Origin of the sequence: Streptomyces sp. OfavH-34-F (genome assembly GCF_022347745.1) — a bacterium.
In the GTDB taxonomy this organism is placed as follows: domain Bacteria; phylum Actinomycetota; class Actinomycetes; order Streptomycetales; family Streptomycetaceae; genus Streptomyces.
Window position 1 is genome coordinate 31,857 of record NZ_JAKRGC010000009.1, and the last position, 26,024, is coordinate 57,880.

General features: G+C 72.2%; 33 protein-coding genes. 10 read left to right on the forward strand and 23 right to left on the reverse strand.

All coding sequences use genetic code 11. From position 1 onward, the window contains the following. Positions 1-25 precede the first annotated feature (25 nt). Together MHW47_RS03640 and MHW47_RS03645 are read right to left on the reverse strand one after the other, a co-directional pair. A complete protein-coding gene (locus tag MHW47_RS03640; RefSeq protein WP_239221131.1) occupies positions 26-799 on the reverse strand; it encodes a class I SAM-dependent methyltransferase in 774 nt (257 codons plus the stop codon). Positions 800-1,152: 353 nt separating this feature from the next. Then, complete coding sequence (locus MHW47_RS03645) at positions 1,153-2,013, reverse strand: SDR family oxidoreductase (protein WP_239221132.1); 861 nt, start codon at positions 2,011-2,013, stop codon at positions 1,153-1,155. A gap of 89 nt (positions 2,014-2,102) precedes the next feature. On the opposite strand from MHW47_RS03645, the gene MHW47_RS03650 reads away from it, so the two are divergent. Next, entirely contained in the window at positions 2,103-2,831 is a 729-nt protein-coding gene (locus MHW47_RS03650) for a TetR/AcrR family transcriptional regulator (protein ID WP_239221133.1), read from the forward strand. A gap of 183 nt (positions 2,832-3,014) precedes the next feature. Here MHW47_RS03650 and MHW47_RS03655 read toward each other — a convergent pair whose 3' ends face one another. From MHW47_RS03655 to MHW47_RS03675, 5 genes are all read right to left on the reverse strand, one after another. Continuing rightward, a complete protein-coding gene (locus tag MHW47_RS03655; RefSeq protein WP_239221134.1) occupies positions 3,015-3,548 on the reverse strand; it encodes a hypothetical protein in 534 nt (177 codons plus the stop codon). 10 nt (positions 3,549-3,558) lie between these two features. Continuing rightward, positions 3,559-4,368 carry a hypothetical protein gene (locus MHW47_RS03660; protein ID WP_239221135.1) on the reverse strand — a complete coding sequence of 270 codons (810 nt, stop codon included), beginning with the start codon at positions 4,366-4,368 and terminating at the stop codon, positions 3,559-3,561. Positions 4,369-4,654: 286 nt separating this feature from the next. Continuing rightward, positions 4,655-4,864, reverse strand: a complete 210-nt coding sequence (locus MHW47_RS03665) for a DUF397 domain-containing protein (protein WP_239221136.1) — start codon at positions 4,862-4,864, stop codon at positions 4,655-4,657. Between the two features lie 93 nt (positions 4,865-4,957). Continuing rightward, a complete protein-coding gene (locus MHW47_RS03670; protein WP_239221137.1) occupies positions 4,958-5,167 on the reverse strand; it encodes a DUF397 domain-containing protein in 210 nt (69 codons plus the stop codon). After that, positions 5,148-5,990: a helix-turn-helix transcriptional regulator gene (locus MHW47_RS03675; RefSeq protein WP_239221138.1), complete on the reverse strand. Its 843-nt coding sequence runs from the start codon at positions 5,988-5,990 to the stop codon at positions 5,148-5,150. The genes MHW47_RS03670 and MHW47_RS03675 overlap by 20 nt, the downstream gene beginning before the upstream one ends. A 113-nt stretch (positions 5,991-6,103) precedes the next feature. Between MHW47_RS03675 and MHW47_RS03680 the strand changes: the two genes are divergently transcribed. From MHW47_RS03680 to MHW47_RS03700, 5 genes are all read left to right on the forward strand, one after another. Next, entirely contained in the window at positions 6,104-6,340 is a 237-nt protein-coding gene (locus MHW47_RS03680) for a hypothetical protein (RefSeq protein WP_239221139.1), read from the forward strand. Next, positions 6,337-6,579, forward strand: a complete 243-nt coding sequence (locus tag MHW47_RS03685) for a hypothetical protein (protein WP_239221140.1) — start codon at positions 6,337-6,339, stop codon at positions 6,577-6,579. The genes MHW47_RS03680 and MHW47_RS03685 overlap by 4 nt, the downstream gene beginning before the upstream one ends. 60 nt (positions 6,580-6,639) lie before the next feature. Continuing rightward, positions 6,640-7,458 carry an inositol monophosphatase family protein gene (locus MHW47_RS03690; protein ID WP_239221141.1) on the forward strand — a complete coding sequence of 273 codons (819 nt, stop codon included), beginning with the start codon at positions 6,640-6,642 and terminating at the stop codon, positions 7,456-7,458. Between the two features lie 474 nt (positions 7,459-7,932). Beyond that, entirely contained in the window at positions 7,933-8,265 is a 333-nt protein-coding gene (locus MHW47_RS03695) for a hypothetical protein (RefSeq protein ID WP_239221142.1), read from the forward strand. Positions 8,266-8,565: 300 nt separating this feature from the next. Further along, positions 8,566-8,796, forward strand: a complete 231-nt coding sequence (locus MHW47_RS03700; RefSeq protein WP_239221143.1) for a hypothetical protein — start codon at positions 8,566-8,568, stop codon at positions 8,794-8,796. 63 nt (positions 8,797-8,859) lie between these two features. Here the strand turns inward: MHW47_RS03700 and MHW47_RS03705 are convergent, their stop codons facing one another. The 10 genes from MHW47_RS03705 to MHW47_RS03750 all read right to left on the reverse strand — a co-directional run bounded on the left by MHW47_RS03705 (position 8,860) and on the right by MHW47_RS03750 (position 16,744). Beyond that, complete coding sequence (locus MHW47_RS03705) at positions 8,860-9,435, reverse strand: GNAT family N-acetyltransferase (protein ID WP_239221144.1); 576 nt, start codon at positions 9,433-9,435, stop codon at positions 8,860-8,862. Beyond that, a complete protein-coding gene (locus tag MHW47_RS03710; RefSeq protein WP_239221145.1) occupies positions 9,333-10,235 on the reverse strand; it encodes a hypothetical protein in 903 nt (300 codons plus the stop codon). Before MHW47_RS03710 ends, MHW47_RS03705 begins: the two co-directional genes overlap by 103 nt. Beyond that, positions 10,190-10,840 carry a DUF6875 domain-containing protein gene (locus tag MHW47_RS03715; RefSeq protein ID WP_239221146.1) on the reverse strand — a complete coding sequence of 217 codons (651 nt, stop codon included), beginning with the start codon at positions 10,838-10,840 and terminating at the stop codon, positions 10,190-10,192. The genes MHW47_RS03710 and MHW47_RS03715 overlap by 46 nt, the downstream gene beginning before the upstream one ends. After that, positions 10,840-11,259 (reverse strand): hypothetical protein, encoded by a 420-nt coding sequence (locus MHW47_RS03720; RefSeq protein ID WP_239221147.1) that lies wholly within the window; start codon positions 11,257-11,259, stop codon positions 10,840-10,842. Before MHW47_RS03720 ends, MHW47_RS03715 begins: the two co-directional genes overlap by 1 nt. 180 nt (positions 11,260-11,439) lie before the next feature. Then, the gene (locus MHW47_RS03725; RefSeq protein WP_239221148.1) at positions 11,440-12,285 is read right to left on the reverse strand and encodes a helix-turn-helix transcriptional regulator; all 846 of its coding nucleotides are present in this window, start codon (positions 12,283-12,285) and stop codon (positions 11,440-11,442) included. Between the two features lie 28 nt (positions 12,286-12,313). Beyond that, the gene (locus MHW47_RS03730) at positions 12,314-12,850 is read right to left on the reverse strand and encodes a DUF6879 family protein (RefSeq protein ID WP_239221149.1); all 537 of its coding nucleotides are present in this window, start codon (positions 12,848-12,850) and stop codon (positions 12,314-12,316) included. Next, positions 12,819-13,085 carry a hypothetical protein gene (locus tag MHW47_RS03735; RefSeq protein WP_239221150.1) on the reverse strand — a complete coding sequence of 89 codons (267 nt, stop codon included), beginning with the start codon at positions 13,083-13,085 and terminating at the stop codon, positions 12,819-12,821. Before MHW47_RS03735 ends, MHW47_RS03730 begins: the two co-directional genes overlap by 32 nt. A gap of 139 nt (positions 13,086-13,224) precedes the next feature. Beyond that, positions 13,225-14,718, reverse strand: coding sequence for a PTS transporter subunit EIIC (locus MHW47_RS03740; protein ID WP_239221151.1), 1,494 nt, complete (start codon positions 14,716-14,718; stop codon positions 13,225-13,227). Positions 14,719-14,763: 45 nt separating this feature from the next. Then, positions 14,764-15,723, reverse strand: a complete 960-nt coding sequence (gene murQ / locus MHW47_RS03745; RefSeq protein ID WP_239221152.1) for an N-acetylmuramic acid 6-phosphate etherase — start codon at positions 15,721-15,723, stop codon at positions 14,764-14,766. 103 nt (positions 15,724-15,826) lie between these two features. Beyond that, positions 15,827-16,744: a MurR/RpiR family transcriptional regulator gene (locus MHW47_RS03750; RefSeq protein ID WP_239221153.1), complete on the reverse strand. Its 918-nt coding sequence runs from the start codon at positions 16,742-16,744 to the stop codon at positions 15,827-15,829. Positions 16,745-16,855: 111 nt separating this feature from the next. Here MHW47_RS03750 and MHW47_RS03755 point away from each other — a divergent pair, with 111 nt between their 5' ends. Together MHW47_RS03755 and MHW47_RS03760 are read left to right on the forward strand one after the other, a co-directional pair. After that, the gene (locus MHW47_RS03755) at positions 16,856-17,269 is read left to right on the forward strand and encodes a hypothetical protein (RefSeq protein ID WP_239221154.1); all 414 of its coding nucleotides are present in this window, start codon (positions 16,856-16,858) and stop codon (positions 17,267-17,269) included. After that, the gene (locus MHW47_RS03760; RefSeq protein WP_239221155.1) at positions 17,266-17,535 is read left to right on the forward strand and encodes a DUF4031 domain-containing protein; all 270 of its coding nucleotides are present in this window, start codon (positions 17,266-17,268) and stop codon (positions 17,533-17,535) included. Before MHW47_RS03755 ends, MHW47_RS03760 begins: the two co-directional genes overlap by 4 nt. Positions 17,536-17,619: 84 nt before the next feature. Here the strand turns inward: MHW47_RS03760 and MHW47_RS03765 are convergent, their stop codons facing one another. The 5 genes from MHW47_RS03765 to MHW47_RS03785 form a co-directional block, all read right to left on the reverse strand. After that, positions 17,620-18,843, reverse strand: coding sequence for a Cmx/CmrA family chloramphenicol efflux MFS transporter (locus MHW47_RS03765; protein ID WP_239221156.1), 1,224 nt, complete (start codon positions 18,841-18,843; stop codon positions 17,620-17,622). Between the two features lie 92 nt (positions 18,844-18,935). Next, entirely contained in the window at positions 18,936-19,583 is a 648-nt protein-coding gene (locus tag MHW47_RS03770) for a hypothetical protein (RefSeq protein ID WP_239221157.1), read from the reverse strand. A gap of 70 nt (positions 19,584-19,653) precedes the next feature. After that, on the reverse strand, positions 19,654-20,559 hold the full coding sequence (locus MHW47_RS03775; RefSeq protein WP_239221158.1) for a transporter substrate-binding domain-containing protein: 906 nt from the start codon (positions 20,557-20,559) through the stop codon (positions 19,654-19,656). Positions 20,560-20,589: 30 nt separating this feature from the next. After that, on the reverse strand, positions 20,590-21,339 hold the full coding sequence (locus MHW47_RS03780) for a hypothetical protein (protein ID WP_239221159.1): 750 nt from the start codon (positions 21,337-21,339) through the stop codon (positions 20,590-20,592). Beyond that, a complete protein-coding gene (locus tag MHW47_RS03785; protein ID WP_239221160.1) occupies positions 21,336-21,767 on the reverse strand; it encodes a hypothetical protein in 432 nt (143 codons plus the stop codon). Before MHW47_RS03785 ends, MHW47_RS03780 begins: the two co-directional genes overlap by 4 nt. Before the next feature lie 205 nt (positions 21,768-21,972). Here MHW47_RS03785 and MHW47_RS03790 point away from each other — a divergent pair, with 205 nt between their 5' ends. Beyond that, positions 21,973-22,602, forward strand: coding sequence for a GNAT family N-acetyltransferase (locus MHW47_RS03790; protein ID WP_239221161.1), 630 nt, complete (start codon positions 21,973-21,975; stop codon positions 22,600-22,602). Between the two features lie 63 nt (positions 22,603-22,665). Here MHW47_RS03790 and MHW47_RS03795 read toward each other — a convergent pair whose 3' ends face one another. Continuing rightward, entirely contained in the window at positions 22,666-24,972 is a 2,307-nt protein-coding gene (locus tag MHW47_RS03795; protein WP_239221162.1) for a cation-translocating P-type ATPase, read from the reverse strand. A gap of 252 nt (positions 24,973-25,224) precedes the next feature. On the opposite strand from MHW47_RS03795, the gene MHW47_RS03800 reads away from it, so the two are divergent. Next, the gene (locus tag MHW47_RS03800) at positions 25,225-25,914 is read left to right on the forward strand and encodes a copper homeostasis protein CutC (RefSeq protein WP_239221163.1); all 690 of its coding nucleotides are present in this window, start codon (positions 25,225-25,227) and stop codon (positions 25,912-25,914) included. The last annotated feature ends 110 nt before the right edge of the window (positions 25,915-26,024 follow it).

Sequence of the window (26,024 nt, forward strand, 5' to 3'; positions counted from 1 at the left end):
CGCCCCGCGCCCCCACCGCACCCGCCTACGACGTAGCCGCCGCCTCTCGGCGGAACAGGGCCGTCCACAGGAATGGCACGCCGAACAACGGGGATTCGGGCGGTTCTTGCCGCATGCGGCGTAGTTCGATCTCGGTCAGGTCGGAGAAGATCCAGCGCAGCGAGGCCGGGGTGTAGGCGAGGCCGCCCCGCAGACTGCGCTCGCGGTAGAGGTCCGTGTCGGGGAGTTCGGACCCCATGCCCGCCTCCCCGGCGGCGAAGGCGGTGAGCGCGAGGTGGCCGCCCGGTGCGAGGACGCGGTCGAGGAGGGACAGGTAGCTGACGCGGCGGTGCGGCGGCAGGTGGTGGAAGCACCCCGAGTCGACGACCAGGTCGTACGGCCCGCTTAACACGTCGGCCGGCAGCGTGAAGGCGTCACCGCACAGGAAGCGGATGTCGGCCCCGGCTTCGGCGGCCCGTTCCTCGCCCCAGGCGACGGCGACCGGCGAGAGGTCGACCGCGTCCACCTCGAAACCGTGCGCCGCGAGGTGCAGGGCGTTGCGGCCGGGCCCGCAGCCCAGGTCCAGGGCGCGGCCGGGCGCGACGAGGCCGCGGTCGAGGTGGGCGGCCAGGTTCTCGTCCGGCTTCGCCGCGAAGAACGGGACGGGCCGTGACCGGTCGCCGTAGAAGCCGTCCCAGAAGCCCTTGCCGTCACCGGTCGTCGCCACGGCCCCTGCCTCGGCGCCCGAGGCGGAGTCGGAGGTGAAAAGCCCGTCCAGAAGCGCGAGAACATCCTCGACAGTACGTACGGTCCGGTCCATCCGGTCCCCCCTTTCGGCCCTGCTCGATGGTAGGGCCGGGAAGGGCGAAAGGCCAGGTCAGACGGGGTGTGGCGAGGCGCGGAGTGAGGTTCTACGGCCCTTGGCGCGGGCGGGGGAGGGAACCTCTTACGGCTCCGGTCCGCCATCCGTCCGAGCGGCCCCCAGAGACCGTTACGGGGCCGTTCCGAGCCGCAGGACGCCCACCATTCCGACGAGTTCGCCGCCCATTGGCGCCGACGCCGCCGAGGGATGCCCACGCCACCCATGGGCGCCGACGCTCCCGGGACCGCGCCCTCCGGCGCCCTCCCGCGTCCTCTGGCGCCCTCCGGTCCCCGCGCGCACCGCTGCGGAGGCTACTCCGCCCAGGCACGCTCCAACAGCGCCTCGAACCCCGCCGGTTCGCGGCCTATCAGCTCGCCGAGCGTCGGATCGACGGCGCTGAACTCCCCGTTCCGTGCCGCCGCGAAGATGCTCAGCAGCAGGTCCGCGACGGGGGCCGGGGTGCTGTGCGCCAGAGCCTGCTCGCGGAAGGTGTCGTCGGGGAGGACGGTGCGGGTGAAGGGCCGTCCGGTGGCCCGGGAGGCGATCGTGGCGACGGCGTCGAAGTCGAGCGCCGCCGTCCCGGTGAGGGGCGGGGTGGGCCCTTCGAAGCGGACGTCCCCGGTGAGGAGCGCGGCGGTGGCCTCGGCGAGGTCGTCGTGGCCGGTCCAGGCGACGGGGCCGTCGGCCGGGAGCGCGATGTCGCGCGTGGAGCGGGCGGGCTCCAGGAAGTGCAGCGCGCTGGCCGCGTAGAAGCCGTTGCGCAGCGCGGTCCAGGGCAGGCCGCTGGCGCGCAGCAGGTCCTCGGTCCGGGCGTGGTCGCGGCACGCCTGGAAGCGGGAGTCGTGGGCGGCGCCCATCTGGCTGGTGTAGAGGACGCGGCCGGCGCCGGCCTTCACGGCGGCGTCGATGGCGTGGCGATGGCCCGTGACGCACTCCTCGCCCGTGCGGTCCAGGGAGACCAGGAGCAGGCGCTCGGCCCCCTCGAAGGCATGGACGAGGGAGGCCGGGTCGTCGAAGCTGCCCTGCCGGACCCGGACGCCTCGGTCGGCGAGGTCCCGGGCCTTGCGGGGGTCGCGGACGCTGACGCCGACGCGCTCGGCGGGGACGCGCTCCAGGAGGCGTTCGACGGTGCGGCGGCCGAGCTTTCCGGTGGCTCCGGTCACGATGATCATGGTTGGGCTCCCCACGCTGTTTCCAGTGGAATCACTTTGACGTTAACACCGGAATATCGGTGGAAGCAAGTATCCGCTATCATCGATTCATGGATACGCGTGACACCACGGTGAGTCCTCGGCAGCGCATCGTCGAGGCGGCCGTCGAGCTGCTGGAGAGCGGTGGTCCGGAAGCGGTGAGCACCCGCGCGGTCGCTGCGGCGGCCGGGATGCAGGCACCCGCGATCTACCGCCTGTTCGGTGACAAGGAGGGCCTGCTGGAGGCCGTCGCGGAGCACGGTTACGCGGAGTTCCTGGCGGGCAAGCGCGCGCAGCTCGATCCCGCACCGCAGAACGCGGTGGAGGACCTGAGGCATGGCTGGGACCTGGTGGTGGAGTTCGGGATCACGCGCCCCGCCCTGTTCGCGGTCATGGACCGGGCCACCGGCCGGGGTGCGGACGCGGCCCACCGCGCGGGCCTGGAGATCCTGCACGGCCGGATACGCCGGCTGGCCGCCGGGGGGTGGCTGCGGGTCAGCGAGGAGCTGGCCGCCCAGATCATCCAGGCCACCGGCCGGGGCGCGGTCTCGACGTACAACTCGACCCCGCCGGACCGCCGCGACCCGGAGCTGCTGACCGCCCTCCGCGAGGCCATGGTCGGCGCCGTGACCCGCGCCGAACCGGCCCTGCCCGTCACGGAGACGGGCCCGGCCTCGGCCGCCCGTGCGCTGCGTGCGGCGCTCTCCGACGGTGCGGGCACCCTGAGCCCCGCCGAGCGTCACCTGCTGGGCGAGTGGCTGAACCGCCTGGCGGCGGACGGCGGCGCTCCGCACGCCTGAGGGCCGCCACGGCCGTCCCGCACTCCCGGGTGCCACCGGCCGGCGACGGGAGCGCGACGTCACCCGCGCGGCGCCGGGCCGGCCGCCCCCGGGCAGGCGTTCCCCTCGCGTGCCGTCAGCCGGATGCCATCAGCCGATGCCGTCGGCCGGATGGCGTCAGCCGACGCCGTCAGTCGGATGCCGTCAGTCGGCGGACGCCGCCCCGTCCGGCGCCTGGGCCTTCTTGGCGCAGGTGTCCTCGAAGCTGTCCAGGCTGAGCACTCGGAAGTCCGAGGACTGGCGGTAGTCCATGACCACGGTCCAGCCGCGCTTCTTGAACACCGACCGGATCACGGCGGTCCCGTGGTCCGACGCCTTGCTGTCGTCGTCGCGCCCCCGCTTCTCCGACCAGCCGCGGTCGGTCAGCGCGGTCGCCACGGCTCTGGCGTGGTCGATGTTCAGCTTGGTGGCGGTCTTGTCGAGTCCCTTGTACTGGACGAAGCACTTGCCCAGCGGGTTGTCGGTGGTCTCCGTCCTCGCGGCGACCTCCGGGTCGTTCGCCGGTGCTCCGACGTCCTCGGTGATGCCGTCGAGCACCAGGCGCATCTTGGCCTTGGTGATCGGACCGGAGTCCTCCGGCCTCGGACCGGAGTTCTCCGGATCGGCCGTACAACCGGCCAGTCCGATCGCCACCGCAGCCATGCAGACGACAGCCCACCACACCCTGTTCACACGCATCCCCCTTCGGTCAGCGCAGTGTGTCACGGGGCACCGACGACTTCGGTTGCAGGCCCGCCCTGACCGCTCGGGCGTGTGCCTGTACCTGTTGGGCCGGGAGTACCGGCGTCGGTCGCGGCCTGGCGCCGCGGCAGGGTGCGCACTTGCCGCCCAGCAGCGCCTCCGGCGGCCCCGGTACGCCGCATTCGCCGCACTCCAGCGTGCGCAGTACGGCACGGGGCGCGGGCTCCCGGTGGGGCGGGAGCTTCGTCCGGAGGCGTGTGGCGACGAACGCCGCCGGGTGGTGCACGCGGTCCGGGAGGCCCGTGGTCAGGGCGGCCAGGATCTCCGGGGGCGTCGCGCCCCGCCGCAGCCACTCGCTCATCACGGGCTCCAGCGCCACGCATTCCCGCTGCGACAACGACAGCGCCGGGGCGGTACGCCCGAGCGCGGCGAGCAGGATGAACGCCCGTGACCGGGTCGCCCGTTGGGGCTCGCGGGGCGCGTCGCCCCGGGCGAACGCCGTCCACCACGCGTCGTCCCGCGCCGTACGGGAGAAGAACGTGCGGGTCACCCACACGAGTTGTTCCCCGTTCGCCACGCAGTCGCTCCCGCGCCTCAAGTGCCCCGCTGCCTGGAGCCGGTTGAGCGTCGTACGGACCGCGCACTGCCCGTACGGGAGTGCCTTCGCGAGCGTCTTCACGGAGATGTCGGCGCCGTCCGGCAAGCCGTCGATGTACGACGCGATGGCCGCGTCACGCGGTACGAGGTGCGTGAAGTCGGCGCCGGTACGCGGGCGTTGGTCGGGGGCCGAGCGCTTGCCGTAACCGGCGTTCGCCATCGGGTGGTTGGGCGAAGGGTCGCCACTAAACTGGCCGTCAGCCATCTGATCGTGCCTTGCTTTCGATCGAGGTGGTCAGGCCCCTGGCGGTGCGCAAACACCGGCAGGGGCCGTCTTGGTCTGTGTCCTCGCCGAAGCTAGATCGCGGCTACCGTCCGTCGCAACTCAATCGCCAAAAGTCAACCCTTGCGGGTCACGAGGGTGGGCGGGTGGGTACAAGTCCCCCCAACCATTCCGCTCAAAGAGCGCTCGGAGCCCGAAACTTGAGCCTCGGGCCCCACCTGCGTCAGGCGAACTTGAGATCCGAGACGAACGTCTGCCAGGCGCCCGCGCGGAACACGACGGCCGGACCGTCCGCCACCTTGGAGTCGCGGACGGGGACGGCATTGGGGATGCCATCGAGCACTTCGAGGCAGTTGCCGCCGCTGGCGTCGCTGTACGTGGACTTACGCCAGACGGCCGTGGAGAGGTCGTAGTGCGTGCTGATGTGCTTCATGCTTGCAATCCTTCGCCGCTCGGTCGAGTGAGACGCGCTGTTCGTTGCAAGGGGGCACGGGGCCTCGGGCTTTGTGGTCCGAGGCCCCGTGCGTCAGCTGTTCTTGACGTTGGTGACGAACGTCTGCCAGGCACCCGCGCCGAAGATGACGGCCGGTCCTTCGGTGATCTTCGAGTCGCGCACGGGGACGACGTTGGGGACGCCGGCGAGGACTTCGAGGCAGTTGCCGCCGCTGGCGCCGCTGTAGCTGGACTTGCGCCAGATGTCTGGGAACGGGTCGTAGTCAGTGTTCGTGCGCTTCATGCTCGTAATCCTCCGCCACCGACGTGATCAGGGCCAGGGACGCTGTCGGTGGGAGCGCGCTGGCCACGACCAGATCGTAGGTCAGTTCGTATTGCCTTACGGTGCTTGGGTCGTCCAGCAGTCGTCCCGATCCGAGACCGTCAAGGTAGGCCAGGGGCGGTGCATCGGCGAAGGCCATGAGCTTGAGGCCGCCCTCCATGGCGGCATGCCCGCCTGCCGCGAACGGCAAGACCTGCACGATGATCCGGTGTTGTTCCATCAGCCCCACGACGTGTCGGAGCGCCGCTGCCATGGGCTCCGGGGTGCCTACCCGTCGACGTAGCACTGCCTCGTCAAGAACGACCCACAACATCGGCGTTGTTGGATCGGCGAGAAGCTGGGAGCGTTCGAGGCGGGCTGCCACCAGTTCATCGATTGCGCTTTCGGTAGCAGTGGGGAGTCCGCTACGGAAGACCGCACGTGCGTACGCCTCCGTCTGTAACAGCCCCGGGATGAGTTGGGGTGCGTACTCCTTGATCTCCGTCGCTCGGGCCTCGGCCTCAGCGGCCTCCGCGAAGTGATCGGGGTACTTCGACTTCGCGAGCGCCTTGCAGTTCCGTTCGAAGAAGCCGTCCGCGTTGAAGAACGCGTCCAACATGAGGGCTTGTTCCATCTGCATCCGCCGGACGCCGGACTCCAGCTGGCCGACGAACGAGCCGCTGACAAAGAGGCGTTCGGCCAGTTCCGTCTGGGAGAGGCCCGCCTGCTCTCTTCGGTGGCGCAGCTCCGCGCCGAGGAGGGCGCGGGGCGAAGAGGAGGGGTCCAGCTTCTTGGGACCTGGCATGACTACTCCCAGTTGCACAGATTGCGTTGTTGGGCAGGAACCTCTTCCACCGTAGCGACAGGATCACCACTCTGGGTGTGCATCGTCGTTACTCAGTGTGGAAGGAATGGATCATGACGACTACGGAACGGCGCGAGACGGCAGTGGAGCAGATCAAGCACGCGGAAGAGGTGGTGGCGCAGTTGCGCGCGGGGTTCCTGAAAGCCGGGGTGAAGCTCCCCTCGCTCCGGATCGACGCGGCCTCGTGCGTGGGGGAAACCCCGGCGATCCTCGTCGACCTGGGCCGCTGCAACATGGAAGCGGCGACCCGGCTGGCGGCGGTCCTGGAGCAGAGGGCGGCGGCGTCATGACGCGGTCCGAGCCGGGCGCGGGGGCCTTCACCCCCGTACGCGGCTCCTTCGCGGTGGACGGCCGGGACGGCCGCGTGGGCCGGGTGATGGGCCGGGTCGGCCCCTCCGTGCAGCTCCGGCCGCCGGGCGGTGGCGTCGAGTGGGACTGCCCGCTGGACCAGGTGCGCCCCGCGACGCCGGCAGACGTCCTGCGGGCCCGGCTGAGCGAGGTGAACTGGGAGGGCCAACTGCCCCGCTGAGGTGGCGTCCTGGCCGTAGGCGTACGGCTCCCCTCCACTCACCGGACCGGGACTGTGAGGATGAGGATCATGGACATAGAGAGCGATGCCGCGCTGGCCGTCCGGGCGGCCGGGGCCGGGGCGGCGGTCGTCCGCCGGATGTACGGGGACGCGCTGACGCGGTACGAGAAGGGCGGCGGTGACTTCGCCACGACCGCCGACATCGCGGCGGAGGAGGCGGTGCTGGCGGTCCTGCGGGAGGCCCGGCCCGGTGACGCGGTGACGGGGGAGGAGAGCGGGGAGGCGGGGGCGGCCGACGCCGGGCGCCGGTGGCTGGTCGATCCGTTGTGCGGCACGTTGAACTACGCGGTGGGCAACATGCTCGTCGCGGTGAACGTGGCGCTGCGCGAGGGCCCCGCCATTGTGGCCGCCGCCTCGGCCGATCCGTTCAGCGGTGAGGTGTTCTGGACCGACGGTGCGGTGGCCCGGCTCCGGGGCGGGGACGGCCGCGACCAGCCGCTCGTACCCTCGGCCGGGTCGCGGCTCGTGGACGTCAACCTGGACCCGCCGTTCCCGCACGCCCCGGGGTTCCGGGCGGTGGACCTGCTCGCCGCCCCGGGGTTCGCTGCCCGGTTCCGGCCGCGCGTCGTCTCCAGCACGGTGGCCGTCGCCTGGGTCGCCGCCGGTCGCCGCGCGGCGTACGTCACGGACGGCGGGCCCGGCCTCCGCCTCGACAGCGTCCACTTCGCGGCCGGCATCGCCCTGTGCGAGGCCGCCGGATGCGTGGTCACGGGGCTCGACGGGCTCCCGGTGGACCGGGGCACGGGCGGGTTGATCGCGGCGGCGGACCGGGAGACGCATGAGGTGCTGCTGGGGCTGGTGCGGAGGGGCGGTGCGTGAAGGCGTCGCCATGCCTCTCGGCGGGCGGGGGGGGCGTGCGGCGTACGCAAGCGATGCGGCCCGAGCTTTGAGCGGGAATGAGGAATTCGGGCGCCCCCGAATCCACCGGTTCGGCCGGCCTGGCCTTTCTCGCCCGGTTTCTTGGTGGGCCCCCCCCGTAACGATGTGAATCGCCTGGCGTGCGCGAGTGCGAGAATTCCCCGTATGGATTCCAGGTTAGCGGGGATATCCGGTCCTTTCTGTGCCGTGCGTGCACGAATCTTTGTCAGTTGCGCACGACAGACCCGCAGGTCAGGCGTCCAGTGCAGGTGGGGGAGTGCGTCTCCGGCTCTGGACTTCCGGACTTCCGTGCACCGGCCTCCGGGTGCCGGAAATTGATTGTTGACAGTGCCTGGAAGTCCTGTGAATATTCCGATCCACATCGCACATGCCGGATCGGGCAGGAACTGTCGGTCCAGGAAAACGGAGGCGTACGTGAAATTCCCCAGGACAATGACCCGGCTGACTTCGGCCGCCATGGTTTTGGCGGCCACCGGCGCTGCCCTCACCGTGTCCGCGACACCGGCGGCGGCGGCGTTCCCCGACTGCACCAAGGCGAAGTCCGGCCGCACCGCATCGGCGACCTGCGCCGTGAACGGTTCCTCGTACCTGTTCAGGGTCAGCGTCAAGTGCGTGACCGACGGTCTCCTGACCTCCCCTCGGTACAAGTGGACCTACGGTCCGTGGACGCAGCCGGGTGGTCTCTCCAAGGCCACCTGTGAATCGGGCTGGGGCATCAACTGGTACGGGATCGTCGTCAGCGGCTAACCCTGCCTTCCGCGCGCCGGCACCCGCCTGAAGGGGTGCCGGCGCGCTCGCGTCGGACGCCTTCCTGTTGCGCGGACCTCGCCCGCTGCCTGTGTGCGCGCCCTTCAATCTCCCTCGCAGGGCGCCGAGTTCGCGTCGCGACCTGTCGGAGGACGGTGTCTGGGGAGGGGAGCGGATTGGTGCGGTCGTTGGTCTGGACCTTTGTGTGACGGGGTGGCTACGCTGCCCCCGGCTGCGACGGGATGCCACGCCCGGCCTGCCGATTCGCGGCCAAGTCGCCTACTCATTCAGGGAGTTGTCATGAAGCGACGCATTGCCATGTTCGCGGCCGCCGCTGCGGCCGTGGTCGCCCTTCCGCTGGCCGGAGCGACCACCGCCGAGGCCTCCACCCTGCACTTCCAGGGGGCCTACTACACCTCCGCCGACTGCGACGCCGCCGGCCGGCAGGGAGTCGCGCTGTGGGGCCCGGTGTTCGTGTGCAGCCCGATGCAGATGAACGGCCACACCTGGTACGCCCTCTACGTGCACTGATCCTCCCCGCGCACGCGGACGCCCCCGGCCCGGTCCAGCCCGGGGGCGGCCCGCGTACGGGCGTCAACCGCCCGGCCCGGCCGGTGCCGGAATGCGGTACTCGACCATCCCGTTCCGAGTCCCGAGCCGCGTGAATCCGGCTTTGGCCAGTACCCGTCCGGAAGCGGGGTTGCCGGGGTGGTGCTTGGCGCCGAGGGAGTCGAAGCCGCCGGCGGTGAACGCGAAGGCGACGAGTTCCCTGACCGCCTGCGTCGCGTGCCCCCGGCCCCAGGAGTCCTCGCGCAGTACGTAGCTCACCCGGCCGTGACCGCCTGGGCGGCGGCCGAGCTTGACGACACCGACGAGGTCGCCGGCGTGCTCCACGCCGAGGATGTACTGCTCGACCGGATCGGCGGCAGCCCACTGCCGCACCCGCCTCACGTACTCCTCCGCCTCCCGGGCGGTCATCTCGGGACGTCCCAGGAATGACACGGCGGCCCCGCTGTAAATGCGGCGGACGGCCGGGGCATCGGCATCGACGAGGTTCCGGAGCACGATCACGCGGCGAGACGGGCGGCGAGAGCGGCGGCGGTCGGACGGTCTTCCGGCCTGGGGCCCAAGCAGGCGCGGATGACCTGCTCGAACTCGGGGAACGGCCACGGTCGGACGTCGTCCAGCGCGAGCATCGCCCCGGCCGCGATGGTCCTGAGCTTCTCCCCGCGCGGCGCGTCGTCCGCGTACGCGAACGGCCGGTGCCCCGTCCAGCACCAGAAGAGCGAGGCGCCCAGCCCCCAGATGTCGGCCGGTGGCTCCGCCCGGATGTGGGTGTCGGAGGCCGTGGAGAGCACGGCCTGCGCGATCTCGGGCGCGGTGGTGTGGGTGAGCGCGCCACGGTACGGGAGGCGCGGTCCGCCGCCGGGGCCACAGGCGAGGGCGTAGTCGATGAGCACGGCGGAGCCGCTGTCGGTGATCAAGGTGTTGGTGGGCTGGACGTCCGCGTGGGCCCACCCCGCCGCGTGCATCCGCGCCAGGTGCCCGGCCCACGTCCGGGCCACGCCCAGGAGCCAGGGGCGTACCGACGGCCGGTCGCCTTCGGGGCCGCGGGCGAGCGCGAACGCGCGCCACACCGGGGCCCCGTCGACCCAGCGCACCGCCAGCCAGCGGCCGTCCTCCCAGGCGCCGGCGTCGACGCGGTAGCCGGGGGCCAACGCGCCCGCGCCCGTGAGCCGGACGAGATGCTCGTCCTCCTGCGCCATCTCGGTGGCCTTGTCGCGGGCGGTGCCCCCGTCCGGATCGCCGTCCGGGCTGTTCGCCTTCAATACGACGGCGCCCCCGGGCCCCTCGACCTTCCAGGCCCGCGAGCCGCGCCGATCGCTCAGGAGCCGGACGGCGCGGGGCGCACCCATGTGGTCCCTCAGCCGGTCGAGGGCTTCCCGAGGGGGTGAAAGCGCTGCGTCCACGTGCGGATCTCCTTCCAGTCGTCCGGGGCGCCGTCGAAGACATCGCGGCCGTCGTCGTCGGCCGCGGCGAGCGTGGCGGCCAGGTCGGGAGTCGCGCGGAGGAACTGCGGGTCGCGCCGCCGGATCGCGGCTCTCACGGGGAGGAACGACACCGGGGCGACCGGGATGCGCTCGCCGGTCCGCGTACGCTCCTCCTCGCCCGCGTAGAACTTGCCGAACATGATCCCGACCGGCCCGTACAGGTGCTTGAGAGCCCAGTGCGGCCACGCCAGCAGCTCGCGGTGCCGGACGCCGGGCACCTCACCCAGGACGACGATGTTCTCGCACCGCAGGAAGCCGTGCGCCCGGCGGACCAGCGGGCGTAGCCACTCAGCCGCCCGGACACCGGCATGGAACAACTCGGCTTCCACCGCGTCCGCTCCGCCCTCGGCGCGATAGACGGTCCAGGTGGTCAGACCGCGTGTGACCGAGGGGGCCAGGTAGGGGCAGTGGGCCGCCATGCGCCGCACGTATCCGGAGATGTCGATGGAGCTGGGCCGGCTGGTGCCGGCCTCGATGAGGCGGAGCGCCCCGGCGGTGGGCCGGGACGCTCCGTCGATGAGCATCAGGAGCGCCGCGTGCTCGGCGCGGCGTCGTCGCGGTCCCCGGTGGTGGGGCCGCAGTCCCACTCGGCCACGACCGTGCCGGTCTCCTCGTACCGGGCGAACGCCGTTCTGTCGACGACACCGTCGGCGTCGGTGAACCAGATCTCGGGCAGCGGGCCGTACGCCTCCTCGTACGTGGCCACCCAGCCGATCGGGCCGAAGCCGTTCACCGCGCGGTGGCCCAGGACGCTTCCCGCGTGTTCGGCGCTGAACGCCGCGTACTCGGGGGTGCCCAGCATCCGGTGCCAGGCGGCGTCCACAGCCGGGGAGAACATTTCGGCCGGGCCGTGACCGGCGGCGAACCGCTTTCCGGCGACGGCCAGGAACCGGCCGAGTTCGCGGTGCTCGTTGCTGATGGGGGAGAGGGCGGTGCTGGACATGTGGTGCTCCTCTCGATGAGTGTCGAGTGGCGCCCGGACGCGTCCGTTCCGGGCCGGCCTGCTGCTCGGGGAGCCGTTCGGAGACTCCGGCACGCCTGTGAGCGGCAGTCCCCACGCTAGGGAGGCCCGTGCATGCTCCTCAATGCGATTGCGGGTGATTGCGACGGTCGCACTCGTTCGTCAGAGAGCGTCGATCGCGGCCGTGATGAGGTCGCGCGCCTGGTCCCCGTAGACGGCCATCGCGGAAAGCGCCGCGAACGCGCGTGCGTAGTCCGCGAGTTCGCGGGGCTGGTGCACATTGACCTCGGCGGTGAGTGTCTCGACCACCACATGCCGGTCATCGAACAGGTAGAACGCCTCCAGCGGCCAGACGGTGCGCTCGGTCCCGAAAGGGATCACGCCGAGGGAGACGGAGGCCAGCGGCATCACCGCGAGAAGGTGCCGAAGCTGGCCGGCCATCTCGTCGGCGGTACCGAAGCGGTGGCGCAGCACGCCCTCCTCGATGACCACGGCGAAGCGGTGACCGCCTTCGTACAGGAAACGGCTGCGGGCGCTCCGGGCGGTGACCGCTGCCGCCACGTCGTCCGGGGTGCCCTGGAAGCGGGTGATGGACCGCATCAGGGCGGTGGCGTACGCGGGTGTCTGGAAGAACCCGGGCACGACGTTGGACACGTACACGCGTTGACGGGACGCCTGCTCGTTGAGGGCGTAGACCTGCTCCTGGAACGTACGCATCCCGTTGCGCTGAAGGCGGCGCCATTCCTGGTACATCGACTCGACCGCGCGGGAGGTGGCGATGAGATCGGCGGTCTGGTCCTCGGCACCGCAGGCGGCGCACCAGCGGCGGATGTCGTTCTCGGACGGCGCCGTCTTCCCGGTTATCACGCGGGAGGTCTTCGCCGGGTGCCACCCGCACCGGGCAGACAGTTCTTTGCCGTCGATCCGGGCATCCAGCATCAGTTCCCGCAGGCGCGCGGCGACGGCTTCGCGTGCGGCCTGGGCGCTGGAGGAGGGGGAGGCGGGCATCGGGCTGTCCGGTCGGTGGCGGGCAGGCTCAGACGGTGTAGTGCTCGTGCGGTGTTCCGCGCTCCCAGACCGCTTCGAAGGCCGAGACGCAGAGCTTGACCAGGTCCACGTCCTCGGACATGGAGTACTTCGGGGTCGCCCAGTCGCCGGCACCGGTGAAGTGATTGAACTGGACGACCTTGCCGTCGAAGACCCAGAAGTCGTTTCCGGGCAGTGCGATGTCCGATGCCTTCCGGCGCGGAAGCCAGCGTACGAGTTCGCCGGCGGCCACGTTCACGATGGTTCCGGCGTGCTCGAACCGGATGTAGTCCGTGACGGGCTCTGACACGATGCGGGCGCGTCGCATCACGACGCCCCGGGCGACGGTCTCCCTCACCAGCGGAACCCAGCCGCCCCAGTCGGCGGTGGCGGGGTCCGCGTCGGGGTGCACGCCCGTGCGCTTGAACTGCTCGAAGTCCGTGGCCTCGTCGCCGACGCCGTAGACATCGCGCATCTCCAGGTGAACCGCGGAGTGCTGCGCGGCCCTCAGCAGCTCATCGAATTCCGGCACGTCGTTCCGCGACATCGCACGCCTCCCTCAGAATCGGCACCATACGGAGAGGAACCCGCACGACCGTCTCGTGCTCGGGGACGCCGGTCACGTGACCCGGCACCCACTCGGTCTCAGCGATCGCCGCCGCCATGAGCGCCTGGGCCTTCCACCCCTGCACCACGATCTCCTGATTGTCCGCGTCCACCCAGACAGTGGGTGACCCGTTGCCCTGGGTGTTGGGGTCCATCCCGACGAACTGTAAATCCATGGCGATCTCCCCTGCCGAGTCGGTTGCGCGCTCTTGCCCGACGATTTCGCCCAGGCGCGAGGCACGTCAAGGCCAGCTTGAGCCAGAACGGGGACGAGGGGGCGGCCCCCGGCGGCGGCGCCCCCTCCGTGCCCCGGGGTCAGGCGGTTGCCGGGGTTTTTGCGGGTTCTGTCGGGGTGGGCTGGTGGGGGGTCGGGGTGGATTCTTCGGAGGTGTTGAACTCGGCCAGGAGGTCCTTGCCGAAGCCGAAGAAGTACGTGGCGAGGAAGCCCGTCAGGTAGCCGACGAGGAGGCCGCCGCCGTAGATCGCGGCTGTCGCGGCCAGGCCGTGGTTGCCGTCGAGGAGGGGGAACAGGGCCCAGCCGGAGGGGCCGATCGCCGTGGAGCCGACGGCGTCGCCGAGCTGGTTGAAGAAGCCGACGAACGCGCCGCCGAAGGCACCGCCGACGCAGGCGGTGATGAAGGGGCGGCCCAGGGGGAGCGAGACGCCGTAGATCAGGGGCTCGCCGACGCCGAGGAAGCCGGCGGGCAGGGCGGACTTGATGGTGCGGCGGATCGACTCGTTGCGGGGGAGGCGGAAGTAGACCGCGACCGCCGCGCCGACCTGGCCCGCGCCGGCCATGGCGAGGATCGGGAGCAGGACCGTGTACCCCTGCTGCTCGATCAGCGTGGTGTGAATCGGGATCAGCGCCTGGTGCAGGCCCAGCATGACCAGCGGGAGGAAGAAGCCGCCCAGGATCAGGCCCGCGCCCGCGCCGCCGTTGGACAGCAGCCAGTCCGCGAAGTCACCGATCGCGGTGGAGATCTCACCCGCCACGTACATCAGGCCGAAGATCGTGACCAGGCCGGAGACCAGGACCGTCAGCGTCGGTGTGACCAGCACGTCCAGGGCTTCCGGCACCCAGCGGCGGCACCACTTCTCCACGTACACCGCGAGGACCGCCGCGCCCAGCGCGCCGAGTACGCCGCCCTGGCCGGGCGAGAGCTTCTGGCCGAACGCCTCGATGTTCGCCACGCCGGGGAACACGATGATCGCCGCGACCGCGCCGCCCAGGATCGGCGTGCCGCCGAACTCCTTCGCCGTGTTGTACCCGACGAACACCGCGATCAGCGCCATGAAGCCGGACGCCATCGCCGCCAGGGCCGGGGTCACCGAGGGCAGCCATTCCAGGTTGACCAGCAGGCCGTTGAGCCCGGCGATGATGCCGCAGCCGATCAGGGCCGGGATCAGCGGCACGAAGATGTTCGCGATCCGGCGCAGGAACAGCTTGAACGGCGTGGCGTTCCGCGCCTTGCGGGCCGCCTTCATCGCCGCCCCCTGCGCGGCCAGTTCCTCCGCCGCGGGCGGGGCGGCGGGCGGGGTCTGGGCCCGCCCCTCCTCGACCAGCTTCTCGAACTCGGGGGTGACCCGGGCGACCGTGCCGGGGCCGAGCACGATCTGGTACGTGTCGTCCTCGACCACGCCCATCACCGCGGGCACGGCCTTCAGCGCCTCGTCCTGGACGAGCGAACGGTCGCGCAGTCCCAGCCGGAGCCGGGTCATGCAGTGGGCGATGGAACTGACATTCGCGGCGCCACCGACGAGCGGAAGGATCGCGGCGGCGGTGGCGCGGTTCTTGTCTTCTGTAGCCATGGTGCGTGGTGCCTTGCTGTGCGGGGGAGGTGGTGCGGCGGGGGGTCAGGTGGTGCGGGGAGCGGTGGCGGCGAGCGCCGCGCGGAGGTGGCCGGAGGAGTCGGACAGCAGCGCGGCGGCCGTGGGGCCGTCCACGTGGCCGAGGATCGTCAGAATCGCGTTCTTCACCTCGCCGTCCGTCGCGGCGAGCGCCTGCTCGATCTCGTCGTCGGACGCGCCGGTCGCCAGCGCGACGATGCGCCGGGAGCGGGCCCGCAGCTTCTCGTTGGAGGCCCGGACGTCGACCATGAGGTTCCCGTACGTCTTGCCGAGCCGGATCATCGTGATGGTCGAGATCATGTTGAGCACGAGCTTCTGCGCCGTACCGGCCTTGAGGCGGGTGGAGCCGGTCAGCAGCTCGGGGCCCACCACGACCTCGATCGGATGCTCGGCGGCGGCGCCCAGCGCGGAGCCGGCGTTGCACGACAGGCCCAGGGTCAGGGCGCCCTGCGCGCGGGCGTGCTCCACGGCGCCGATCGCGTACGGCGTGCGGCCGGAGGCGGAGATGCCGACCACCGTGTCGTCGGCGGTGAGCCCCAGCGCCGTCAGGTCGGCGGCGGCCAGCTCCTTGCTGTCCTCCGCGCCCTCCACCGCCGTCACCATCGCGGACGGGCCGCCGGCGATCAGGCCGATGACCTCGGCCGGGTCCGTGTTGAACGTGGGCGGGCACTCGCTGGCGTCCAGCACGCCGAGGCGGCCCGCCGTGCCCGCGCCCGCGTAGATCAGCCGGCCGCCGCGCGCCATGCGCTCCGCGACGGCGTCGATCGCGGCCGCGATCTGCGGCAGCCGCTCGCCGACGGCGGCGGGCACCGTGCGGTCCTCGCCGTTCATGATGCGGGCGATCTCCGCCGTGGACAGCCGGTCTATCTCGGCCAGCTCCGGGCGGAACGCCTCGGTGGTGAGGGTGTCGAGCTGTGCGCGCAGCTCGCCGTAGCCGTTGGCATCGGCATCGGTGAGGGAGGTCATGAGGAGCGGTCTGCTTTCTCGTACGGCGTGGGGTGGGGGGTTCGGGTGCGCGTCTCGGGGGCGCGCTCAGCGGGTTCGGGTGCGCGTCTCGGAGGACCCGCGTTCAGCGGGTGCGGGGCGCGTGGCGGTGGGCCAGGGCCTCGTACGAGGCGGCCAGGGCCGGGGCCGCCGTCTCGTACGTGCGCTGGGCCACCCCTATGAACAGGCAGTCCACCACCAGCAACTGGCTGGTCCGGCTCGACATCGCGGCCGGGCGCAGCTCGCTCTCCCGGGCCGTGGACGTCGTCAGGACGTGGTCCGCGTACTGCGTGACCGGGCCGTCCGGGCGGCCGGTGATCGCGACCGTCGTCGCGCCCCGGTCGAAGGCGACCCGCAGCGGCTCTATGACGTCGCCCGTGGACCCGGAGTGCGTGATCGCGATGGCCATGTCACCCGCGCGCAGCTGCACGGCGTTGGTCACCGCGAGGTGCGGGTCCGTGTGGGCGTGGGAGATCAGGCCGATGCGGGCCAGCTTCTGGGCCAGGTCCTGACCGACGAGGGAGGACGCGCCCACGCCGTAGATGTCGATCCGCCGCGCCGTCGCCGCCGCCGCGACGGCCGCCCCCAGCTGCACGGTGTCGAGCCCGGCCGCCGTGTCCGCGAGGGTCTGCTGCTCGTCGTACGCGAGCTTCGCGACCACGTCCGCGATCGGGTCGTCCACGGCTATGTCCGCCGTGACCGCCGGGGCCCGGCCGGACTCCTGGTGGGCGGCGAGACCGGCGAGCGCGAGGCGCAGGTCGCGATAGCCGGGGTAGCCGAGGAGACGGGCCGTACGGACCACCGTCGCCTCGCTCGTCCCCGTCAGCTCCGCGAGACCGGTGACCGTCAGGGCGGCGCAGCCCGCCGGGTCGCCGGCGACGGCCTCGGCGACCCGCTGCATCGAACGGGTCATGGACGGCGACAGTGTCCGCACCTTGGCGGCGAGGGCCGCCGGGGCGGGCGGCGAGTCCGCGTTGAAACTTTCCTTCAACTCATGGGTCACCTTTGAAAGATATTTTCAACACGGAGGCCCGTCAACCCCCTTTGGTACGACCTGTGGAAGAAGCGGCGGATGGGGCGGATGAGGGGCGGATGGGGGGTGGACAATGGCCTTATGGAGCAGAACCCGCCCGAGTCCGGCGCACCCGAGTCCCGCCCGCCGGAGCCCGACCGCCTGGAGAAGGCGCTGCACACCGCCCGCGCCCTCGTCATGGCCGACCTCGCCGCCGGGGACGTCGCCGAGGCGCAGATCGTCTCCCTGGTCGAGGACGCCGTGACGCACCGCCGCTGGTGGGTGGAGCAGTGGCCGGAGGGCGTGGAGTTCGTCGTCGGCCTCATCGCCCAGGACGTCCAGGACGCGCTCCTGGAGCGGTACGGCCGCTGGCCGCTGTGCCCCGTCTGCGACGCGGGCGACCCGCACGCCCTGGACGTCGAACCGGAGCTGGGCCCCCACCCGCACTGGGTCTGCACGAAGGCGGCGGTCGCCGTCGCGCCCGTCGGCGCTCTCGGCGGGATACTCCGGCCGTGACGCTCTACATCGACCCGCCGACCTGGCCCGGTCACGGGCGGCTCTGGTCGCACCTGGTCAGCGACGTGTCCTTCGAGGAGCTGCACGCCTTCGCGGCATCCATCGGCGCCCCGCCCCGCGCGTTCGAACGGGACCACTACGACATCCCCGCCGCCCGGTACGAGGACGCGGTGCGGGCGGGGGCGAGGGAGATCGGCTCCAAGGAGCTGGTCCGGCGGCTCACGGAGGCGGGGCTGCGCCGGCCGAAGGGCCGCCCGGCGCCGTAGACCTCGGAGTCGTAAACCCGGTCCCGGAGCCGTAAACCCCGGGCGCCCGGCGCCGTAGCCCCGACGCCGTACCTTCCCCCGGGATCAGCCCGTCGCGCAGTCCGCCGACTCCACCGCCGCGCCCTGCGGCCCGCCCTGCGCCACCAGCCGGGACGCCGGCGCGTGCGACCGCTGGAGCCGCAGCGAGACCACCACGACGGCCAGCGCCGCCACGGTCATCGCCGCCCCGGCCCAGGCCGTCGCCCCGAACCCGAAGTCCGCGTCGATCACCGCGCCGCCCAGCCACGGGCCGCCCGTGTTGCCCAGGTTGAACGCGGCGGTCGTCGTCGCTCCCGCCAGCGTCGGGGCCGCCCCCGCCACGTTGAACATCCGGGCGTTGAGCGCGGGCGCGGTGTAGAACGCCGACAGGCCCAGCAGGAACGACAGCGTGATCACCGCGGCCTGGTTCGACGCGAACAGGGCCAGCGCCACCAGGAACACCGTGGACGCCGCGATTCCGCTCAGCAGCACCCCGAACAGGTGCGCGTCCGCGACCCGGCCGCCGATCGTCGTACCGACCAGGGCGCCCACCCCGAACAGCCCCAGCACGGTCGGCACCCAGCCCGAGTCGAGACCGGCCACGTCCGTCAGCAGCGGGGCCAGGTAGCTGAACGCGCAGAACACGCCGCCCGCCGCGAACGCGGTGATCACGATCGACAGCCACACCTGGCGGTCCTTGTAGATCCCCATTTCGCGCCTGAGCTGCGGCTTCTCGTCCGGGAGCGGGATGCGCGGGATCAGCGTCACGACGCCGACCAGGGCCACCGCCGAGGCCGCCCCGACCGCCCAGAACGCCGACCGCCAGCCCAGGTTCTCGCCGAGGAACGCGCCCAGCGGGACGCCCAGCACGTTCGCGATGGACAGCCCGCCGATCATCACGGCCATCGCCCGCGCCCGCGCGTTCACCGGCACCATCGCGATGGCGACCGCCGCCCCGACCGCCCAGAACCCGGCGCACGCGAACGCGCTGACCACGCGGGAGACGAACAGCACCTCGTACGAGGGCGCCAGCGCGCCCGCGACCTGGCCGACGCCGAAGACGGAGATCAGCGAGATGAGGGTCGTCCGCCGGGGCAGCCGCAGCGTCGCCACGGCGAGCAGCGGGGCGCCGATCACCATGCCGATCGCGAACGCGGATATGAGGAGTCCGGCCCGCGGAATCGACACGTCCATGTCGTCGGCGATCGGGGGCAGCAGCCCGGAGAGCATGAACTCACTCGTGCCGAGGGCGAAGACCGAGAGGCCGAGGATGTAGACGGCCAGAGGCATACGGGAACGGCCGCGCGCGGCAGAGTCAGGCATAACAGCCACCAACACGAACGGGCGGTTCCGCATTCCCGCCGGGCAGGGATCGGCGCACGTCAGCGCGTGAGCAGTGCCAGCTCCGTCAGCAGGTTCTGCCGCGCCCTCGGCTCCCACTCCGCCGCCCCGTACGGCGTACGGAACAGCCGGGGCAGGGCCAGGAGCTGCCGCAGCACCTCCGCGCGGCCCTCGCGGAACGCCTCGTCCGGGACGAAGCCGTACTCCTCGCGGACCTGGGAGGCGTAGGCCGCGTACTCCGCCGGCGGGGACGCCAGGATCGCCAGGTCCGCGTCGCACAGCACCTCGCCGTTCGTGTCGCCCGCGGCCGGGTCGTGCGTGACCGTGAGGCGGACCAGGCGGGCCACCTCCGCCACCACCGGGGCGGGCACGCCGGCCTCCGGGAGGGCGCGTTCGGCCAGGGCGGCGCTGCGCTCCTCGTTCTCCGAGCGGTCGGGCCGGTAGACGGCGTCGTGGAACCAGGCCGCCAGGCGCACGGCGTCCGCGTCGGCGGCATGGTCCGCGAGCGTGTCGACGCGGTCCAGGACCGCCGCGAGGTGGGCGGTGGTGTGGTACTTGCGCTGCGGCTCCGCCCAGCGGTCCAGCAGGTTGTCGGCGTACGGAAGGGGGTCGGGGCCCCCGGCGCCGCGCCGGGCCGCGACGAGGGCGTCCTGCCAGCGGGTGCGGAGGTCCCGCGCACTGTCGGTCATGACGGCGACTCTAGGGCGTGTGGGGAAAGTCCCGTCCGCCGGGCGCCACACGCCCCGGGCCCCGCACCCGTCAGTCCGGCGGGCTGTCGCCCGGCCGGTCCACGCAGGACAGGGCCATGATCTCGTCCTCCGTGGGCTTCGCCTCGTCCCGCGTCTCCTTGGGCACCCTGGGCAGGCTGTTCTGGAAGTCGCGTTCCCAGGTCGTGGCCCGGCGGACGTACTCGATGAGCACGTCGCGCAGCCGGACGCAGTCCTTGCGGTGGCCCTTGGCCATCGCGATGCCGTAGTCGTTGGGCTCCCCGAACCGGATGCCGGGCACCACCCGGAGCGTCGGGTTGGCCTCCTGGAAGCCGTAGAGGATCAGCTGGTCCGTGGAGACCGCGTCCACCTCCTTCTCCTTGAGCGCCTTCACGCAGTAGCTCGCGTCCTCCTCCGTCCGCAGGACGATCCTGTCGTGCGACGGCTTGCTCAGCTCGTTGGCGGAGGTGGTGCCCTTCCAGACGCAGACCACCTTGCCGTTGAGATCGGCCAGGGTCCGGATGCTCCGGTCCTTGTCGCGGATCAGGAAGCCCTGCTGGGTCGAGGCGTACGGACCGACGAAGTCGAGGTCGTCGCCGCCCTCTTCCTTCGGCGCCATCCGGTTCGGCGTGATCGAGAACGTCGCGGCCACCAGCTGCACGTCGCCGTCGTGCAGCAGCTTGGCGCGGTTCTTGGACAGCACTCCGCTGAAGCGCGGGGTCTCGTAGCCGAGCATGTTCATGAGGTTGCCGACGACGGCGATGTCGAAGCCGTTGTACTCCCCGTCGTGCGGCGAGAAGCTCGTACCGGGCTGGTCGCTCTTGGCCGCGACCTCCGTACGGTCGCTGAGGATCGACTCCGGTTCGGAATCGCAGCCGGTCGCGGTCACGTACAGCGCGGCCGCCGCGACGGCCGCCGTGACGGTCACCGCCCGCCGGTGCCGGACTGCTCGTGTCATCTGTGCCTCGCTCCCTGTGCGTTGTCGTCGTCAGTCGTTGTGGAGGACGGCCTGCCAGTCCACCAGCCGCAGGGTGCAGCCCTCGACGGTCCGCACCCGCAGATCGAAGGAGGTGCCGGACCGGTCGGCGAGGTCGCCGAGGGCGAAGTCGGTGGTGGAACGGGCGGGCAGCTCGGACCGGCGCGGGGTGACGCCCTGGGTGAGCGCGGTGAGCAGTACGCGCGTCTTGTGGGAGCACGCCGGGGCCTCCGGATCGTCCTCCCCGATCTCCAGGGTGAGCCGGAGCCGGTCCCGCCGGTCGTCGCGGTCCGGCTGCGGCAGCGTCAGCGTCACGGCGCTGCCCGGCTCCCCGGTCAGCGGCTGCTCCCCGGTCACCCGGATCGTCGCGGGGACCTCGCCGTTGCGTACGACGTTCTGGAACGACCACCAGCTGAGCAGGGAGAAGACGAGCGAGGCGATGAGCAGCAGATCGGGCAGCCGGGGGCGCGCGTCGCCCCGGCCGCGTTCCGGCCGGCGGACGCCGATGTGGGCGACGGCGGCGAGGAAGGCGAGGAGCAGGAAGACGAAGAAGAGGACGTACTGCCGGCGCGAGCCGCCGGGCCAGTTCCACCCGGCGTAGCCGGCGAGGACGACGGCCAGGACGAGGAAGAGCCAGCCGGTGACGAGGGAGGCGCGCTGGAAGAAGACCTGGAACAGCGTGTCGGCGCGGCCGACGACCGTGTTGTGGGAGCCGTACGCACGGCTGTCGATCCCCCGCGGATCGCCGGGGTCGTGGCTCATGGCCGGCCGTCTCTCGGGTACTGGTTGAACGTCCCGACGCTGCCGATCACCGTGTTGTGGTCGCCGCGCGACTCCACGTGGACGGCGGGGTGGGGGGCGGGGGCCCCGACCAGGTCCACGAGGCCGCGGTCGTCGCGCGGGCTCGTCAGCCAGGTGGTCAGCGCCGCGGCGAGCCGGTCGCGCTCCTCGGCGCTCAGTTCCGCCAGCATGCCGTCCAGGGCGTCGGCGGCCTGCGGGGTGAGCGCGCCCTCGCCGCCCGCCGCCGGATCGCCCCGGCCGACGAGGCTGCGGAACGCGCCCTCGCCCGCGTCGACGGCACGCCCCGAGATCCGGTCCACGGTGCCCTGCATCACGCCGTCGGCCATGCGGGACGCGAAGAAGGAGAAATAGGGGGCGAGCTGGCCGGCCAGATCGATCAAGAGGGACACGATGGCTCCAGGAGGCGTGAGGAGACTGTCAACTCTTTGGATGCCAAGGGTAGTTGAGTGACCACGATTCAGGCATGCGAAAACTGGACGGGCGCGGTGCCCAGGGCCCCGCCATATTCGCGCGACACGGCGGTCCGGGCTCTGGGAGCCTGCGGGCGGGCCGTGCACGGCCCCTGGTGACGGCCTTCTTCCGAATGGGTGAGCGATGACACGTGTGCTGGCGGGACCGGTCCTGGAAGGGCACCGGGTACGGCTGGAGCCGCTGGAACACCGGCACGCCGAGGGCCTGTCACGGGCGGGGCAGGAGAACCGGGACACGTACGGGTACACCTGGGTGCCGGGGCCCGACGAGGTCGAGGGGTACGTCGAGACCCAGCTCGGCCGGGCCGCCGAGGGCAAGCTCGTTCCGTACGTCCAGGTGGACCCGGCGTCCGGGCGGGTCATCGGGGCCACGGCGTTCTGGGAGCCGAGGTACTGGATGGGCGACGACACGCCCACCGCGATCGAGGTCGGCTTCACCTGGCTCGCCGCGTCCGCGCAGCGCACCGGCGTGAACACCGAGGCCAAGTACCTGCTGTTCCGGCACGCGTTCGAGGCGTGGCACGTCGAGCGCGTCGATCTGAAGACCGACGCCCGCAACGCGCGCTCGCGCGCCGCGATCGAATCCGTGGGCGCCCGCTTCGAGGGCGTCCTGCGCAACTGGTCCCGGTCCTGGGCGCCGGGCGAGGGCCACCGGCTGCGGGACTCGGCGATCTTCTCCGTCATCTCCGACGAGTGGCCGGCCGTACGGGAGCGCCTGGAGGCGCGGATCGGGCGGACGCCGGCCGCCGGGTGAGCGCACGCACGGACGCCGCCCGAGCCGGGTTCGGCGCGGGCGGCGTGCTGTGCGGGGTACGGGCTACGCCTGGGCCCGGAAGCCCCGCAGGCGCAGCGAGTTGCCGACCACGAAGACCGACGAGAACGCCATCGCCGCACCCGCGATCATCGGGTTCAGCAGGCCCGCCGCGGCCAGCGGCAGCGCCGCCACGTTGTAGGCGAACGCCCAGAACAGGTTCGTCCGGATCGTGCCCAGGGTCCGGCGGGCCAGCCGGATCGCGTCCGCCGCCGCCCGCAGGTCACCGCGGACCAGGGTCAGGTCGCCGGCCTCGATCGCCGCGTCCGTGCCCGTGCCCATCGCGAGACCGAGGTCGGCCTGGGCGAGAGCGGCCGCGTCGTTCACGCCGTCCCCGACCATCGCCACCGAACGGCCCTCCGCCTGGAGGCGCTTGACCACGTCCACCTTGTCCTGCGGCATGACCTCCGCGTACACCTCGTCGATCCCGACGTCCGCCGCGACCGCCTCCGCGACCGCACGGTTGTCACCGGTCAGCAGGATGGGCTTCAGGCCCAGCCGGCGCAGCCGCCCGATCGCCTCCGCGCTGGTGTCCTTCACCGCGTCGGCGACCTCCAGGACCGCGCGCGCCTCACCGTCCCAGGCGACCGCGATGGCCGTCCGGCCGGCGGCCTCCGCCTCCGCCTTGCGGCGGGCCAGGTCTTCGGGGAGGTGGATCTCCCACTGGGCGAGCAGCTGCTCACGGCCCACCAGGACCGCGTGCCCCTCCACGATGCCCTGGACGCCGAGTCCGGGGACGTTGGCGAAGTCCTCGGGGGTGGGGAGGGCGGTGCCGGTGCGTTCGGCGGCGCCGGTGGCGACGGCCTGGGCGATGGGGTGTTCGGAAGCGTGTTCCAGGGCGCCGGCCAGGCGCAGGGCGTCGGTCTCGGTGGTGCCGGGGGTGGTGTGGACGGTCTGGAGGGTCATGCGGCCGGTGGTGACGGTGCCGGTCTTGTCGAGGACGATGGTGTCGACGCGGCGGGTGGACTCCAGGACCTCGGGGCCCTTGATGAGGATGCCGAGTTGGGCGCCGCGTCCGGTGCCGACCATGAGGGCGGTCGGGGTGGCCAGGCCCAGGGCGCAGGGGCAGGCGATGATCAGCACGGCCACCGCCGCCGTGAACGCCGCCGTCAGCCCGGCACCGTTGCCCAGCCAGAAGCCCAGGGTGCCCAGGGCGAGCGCGATGACCACGGGGACGAACACCGCCGAGATCCGGTCCGCGAGCCGCTGCGCCGCCGCCTTGCCGTTCTGGGCGTCCTCGACGAGCTTGGCCATCCGGGCGAGCTGGGTGTCCGAGCCGACCCGGGTCGCCTCCACGACCAGCCGGCCGCCCGCGTTGAGCGTCGCGCCGGTCACCGCGTCGCCGACGCCGACCTCCACCGGGACGGACTCGCCGGTGAGCATGGACGCGTCCACGGCGGACGAGCCCTCCACGACCGTGCCGTCCGTGGCGATCTTCTCGCCGGGGCGGACCAGGAAGCGGTCGCCGACCTGGAGGTCCGCCGTGTCCACGGTCACCTCGCGGCCGCCGCGCAGCACGGTGACCTCCTTGGCGCCCAGCTCCAGGAGCGCCTTCAGCGCGGCGCCCGCCTTCCGCTTGGAGCGGGCCTCGAAGTACCGCCCGGCGAGGATGAACGCCGTGACGCCCGCCGCCGCCTCGAGGTAGATGTTGCCCGCGCCGTCGCTCCGGCCGATGGTCAGCTCGAAGGGGTGCGTCATGCCGGTCATCCCGGCGGTGCCGAAGAACAGCGCCCACAGCGACCACAGGAACGCGGCGGACGTGCCGACGGAGATCAGCGTGTCCATCGTCGCCGCGCCGTGCCGCGCGTTGGTCCAGGCGGCGCGGTGGAACGGCCAGGCCGCGTACGTGACGACCGGCGCCGTCAGGGTCAGCGCCAGCCACTGCCAGTAGTCGAACTGGAGCGCCGGCACCATCGACATCGCGATCACCGGCACGGCGAGCAGCACCGACGTGACCAGCCGCTGCCGCAGGGGCCGCAGCTCGTCCGCCGCGTCGGCCTCGCCCGCTCCGCCGGCCGCGCCGTGCTCGGCGGTCCGGGCCGGGGGCGCCGGTTCGTGCGCGGTGTAGCCGGTCTTCTCGACCGTGGCGATGAGGTCGGCCACCGAGACGTCACCGCCGTCGTAGCTGACGCGGGCCTTCTCCGTGGCGTAGTTCACCGTGGCGGTGACGCCGTCCATCCGGTTGAGCTTCTTCTCGATACGGGCCGCGCACGAGGCACACGTCATGCCCCCGATGGCGAGCTCGACCTCTGCGGCGCGGGTGGCGCCTTCGGCACCGGTGGCGCCGGTGGTGGCTGCGGTCTGCGCTGACACGGGGGCCCTCCTCGATCGGCTGTCGGATACCCCTAGGGGGTATCTCCTTGTGCCTCATGTATACCCCCTCCCCCTATCCTCGCGCAAGGGTGATCCGGCAGGGATGTGCGGCCCCCCGGTGGTGGATCGGACGCCCCCGGTTCGGCCTCGCGTATCTTCACGTTCGCGGTGCGGCTGCGCCCCGGGCCTACCGCCCCGTAGGCTGGGCCATTGGACTAGACCTGTAGCTGCTTCCTGGAGGATTGGGTTCCCATGAGCAACCGTGCAGTCCTGGAGGTGATCGCTCTCGACGCGGAGGACGCGGTCGCCGCCCAGGCGGGTGGTGCGGACCGGCTTGAGCTGGTCACCGACATGGCGGCGGACGGCCTGACCCCGTCCTGCGCGACCTTCGCGGCGATCCGGGAGGCGGTGGACATCCCGCTGCGCGTGATGCTCAGGGTCGCCGACGGGTTCGCGGCCGGTGACATCGACGTGCTCGTACGCAAGGCGCGCGAGCTGCGGGCGGAGGGCGCGGAGGAGTTCGTCCTCGGCTTCCTGGACGCGGACGGCAACCCCGACCTCGTCGCCGTCGAGCGGCTGGTGGCCGAGCTGGAGGGGTGCCGGTGGACGTTCCACCGGGCGATCGACCGGGCCGCCGACCGGGACGCCCTGCGCAAGTCCCTGGCGGACCTGCCGGGCCTCGACACGTACCTCACCGCCGGGGCGGCGGCCGGGGTGGACGCCGGCATCCCCACACTGGTGGCCGAGGCGGCGCGCAAGGGCGAGCCGGGCTACGAGCCTCAGATCCTCGTCGGCGGCGGACTGCGCCTGGACCACCTGCCGGAGCTGCTGGCCGCAGGCATCGACGCCGTCCACATCGGCGGCGCGGCACGCCCGGCCGGCTGGTCGGGCCCGGTGGACGCGGACGCGGTACGGGAGTGGCGGACGGTGCTCGACCGCTAGGGAGTCTCCATCCCCCCGGAACCGGAAGGACGGGCCTCCGGCGCGCCCGGAGGCCCGCCCCTCCACCTCGTCGTGTCATGACCCTGGCGTAACTGGCGTCCCGCCGTCCA

Coding starts and splice junctions, on each gene's coding strand:
- MHW47_RS03640 (WP_239221131.1), bottom strand. CDS start 799: ATGGACCGGACCGTACGTACTGTCGAGGATGTTCTCGCGCTTCTGGAC.
- MHW47_RS03645 (WP_239221132.1), bottom strand. CDS start 2,013: ATGATCATCGTGACCGGAGCCACCGGAAAGCTCGGCCGCCGCACCGTC.
- MHW47_RS03650 (WP_239221133.1), top strand. CDS start 2,103: ATGGATACGCGTGACACCACGGTGAGTCCTCGGCAGCGCATCGTCGAG.
- MHW47_RS03655 (WP_239221134.1), bottom strand. CDS start 3,548: ATGCGTGTGAACAGGGTGTGGTGGGCTGTCGTCTGCATGGCTGCGGTG.
- MHW47_RS03660 (WP_239221135.1), bottom strand. CDS start 4,368: ATGGCGAACGCCGGTTACGGCAAGCGCTCGGCCCCCGACCAACGCCCG.
- MHW47_RS03665 (WP_239221136.1), bottom strand. CDS start 4,864: ATGAAGCACATCAGCACGCACTACGACCTCTCCACGGCCGTCTGGCGT.
- MHW47_RS03670 (WP_239221137.1), bottom strand. CDS start 5,167: ATGAAGCGCACGAACACTGACTACGACCCGTTCCCAGACATCTGGCGC.
- MHW47_RS03675 (WP_239221138.1), bottom strand. CDS start 5,990: ATGCCAGGTCCCAAGAAGCTGGACCCCTCCTCTTCGCCCCGCGCCCTC.
- MHW47_RS03680 (WP_239221139.1), top strand. CDS start 6,104: ATGACGACTACGGAACGGCGCGAGACGGCAGTGGAGCAGATCAAGCAC.
- MHW47_RS03685 (WP_239221140.1), top strand. CDS start 6,337: ATGACGCGGTCCGAGCCGGGCGCGGGGGCCTTCACCCCCGTACGCGGC.
- MHW47_RS03690 (WP_239221141.1), top strand. CDS start 6,640: ATGAGGATCATGGACATAGAGAGCGATGCCGCGCTGGCCGTCCGGGCG.
- MHW47_RS03700 (WP_239221143.1), top strand. CDS start 8,566: ATGAAGCGACGCATTGCCATGTTCGCGGCCGCCGCTGCGGCCGTGGTC.
- MHW47_RS03715 (WP_239221146.1), bottom strand. CDS start 10,840: ATGCTCATCGACGGAGCGTCCCGGCCCACCGCCGGGGCGCTCCGCCTC.
- MHW47_RS03720 (WP_239221147.1), bottom strand. CDS start 11,259: ATGTCCAGCACCGCCCTCTCCCCCATCAGCAACGAGCACCGCGAACTC.
- MHW47_RS03725 (WP_239221148.1), bottom strand. CDS start 12,285: ATGCCCGCCTCCCCCTCCTCCAGCGCCCAGGCCGCACGCGAAGCCGTC.
- MHW47_RS03730 (WP_239221149.1), bottom strand. CDS start 12,850: ATGTCGCGGAACGACGTGCCGGAATTCGATGAGCTGCTGAGGGCCGCG.
- MHW47_RS03735 (WP_239221150.1), bottom strand. CDS start 13,085: ATGGATTTACAGTTCGTCGGGATGGACCCCAACACCCAGGGCAACGGG.
- MHW47_RS03740 (WP_239221151.1), bottom strand. CDS start 14,718: ATGGCTACAGAAGACAAGAACCGCGCCACCGCCGCCGCGATCCTTCCG.
- murQ (WP_239221152.1), bottom strand. CDS start 15,723: ATGACCTCCCTCACCGATGCCGATGCCAACGGCTACGGCGAGCTGCGC.
- MHW47_RS03755 (WP_239221154.1), top strand. CDS start 16,856: ATGGAGCAGAACCCGCCCGAGTCCGGCGCACCCGAGTCCCGCCCGCCG.
- MHW47_RS03765 (WP_239221156.1), bottom strand. CDS start 18,843: ATGCCTCTGGCCGTCTACATCCTCGGCCTCTCGGTCTTCGCCCTCGGC.
- MHW47_RS03770 (WP_239221157.1), bottom strand. CDS start 19,583: ATGACCGACAGTGCGCGGGACCTCCGCACCCGCTGGCAGGACGCCCTC.
- MHW47_RS03775 (WP_239221158.1), bottom strand. CDS start 20,559: ATGACACGAGCAGTCCGGCACCGGCGGGCGGTGACCGTCACGGCGGCC.
- MHW47_RS03780 (WP_239221159.1), bottom strand. CDS start 21,339: ATGAGCCACGACCCCGGCGATCCGCGGGGGATCGACAGCCGTGCGTAC.
- MHW47_RS03790 (WP_239221161.1), top strand. CDS start 21,973: ATGACACGTGTGCTGGCGGGACCGGTCCTGGAAGGGCACCGGGTACGG.
- MHW47_RS03800 (WP_239221163.1), top strand. CDS start 25,225: ATGAGCAACCGTGCAGTCCTGGAGGTGATCGCTCTCGACGCGGAGGAC.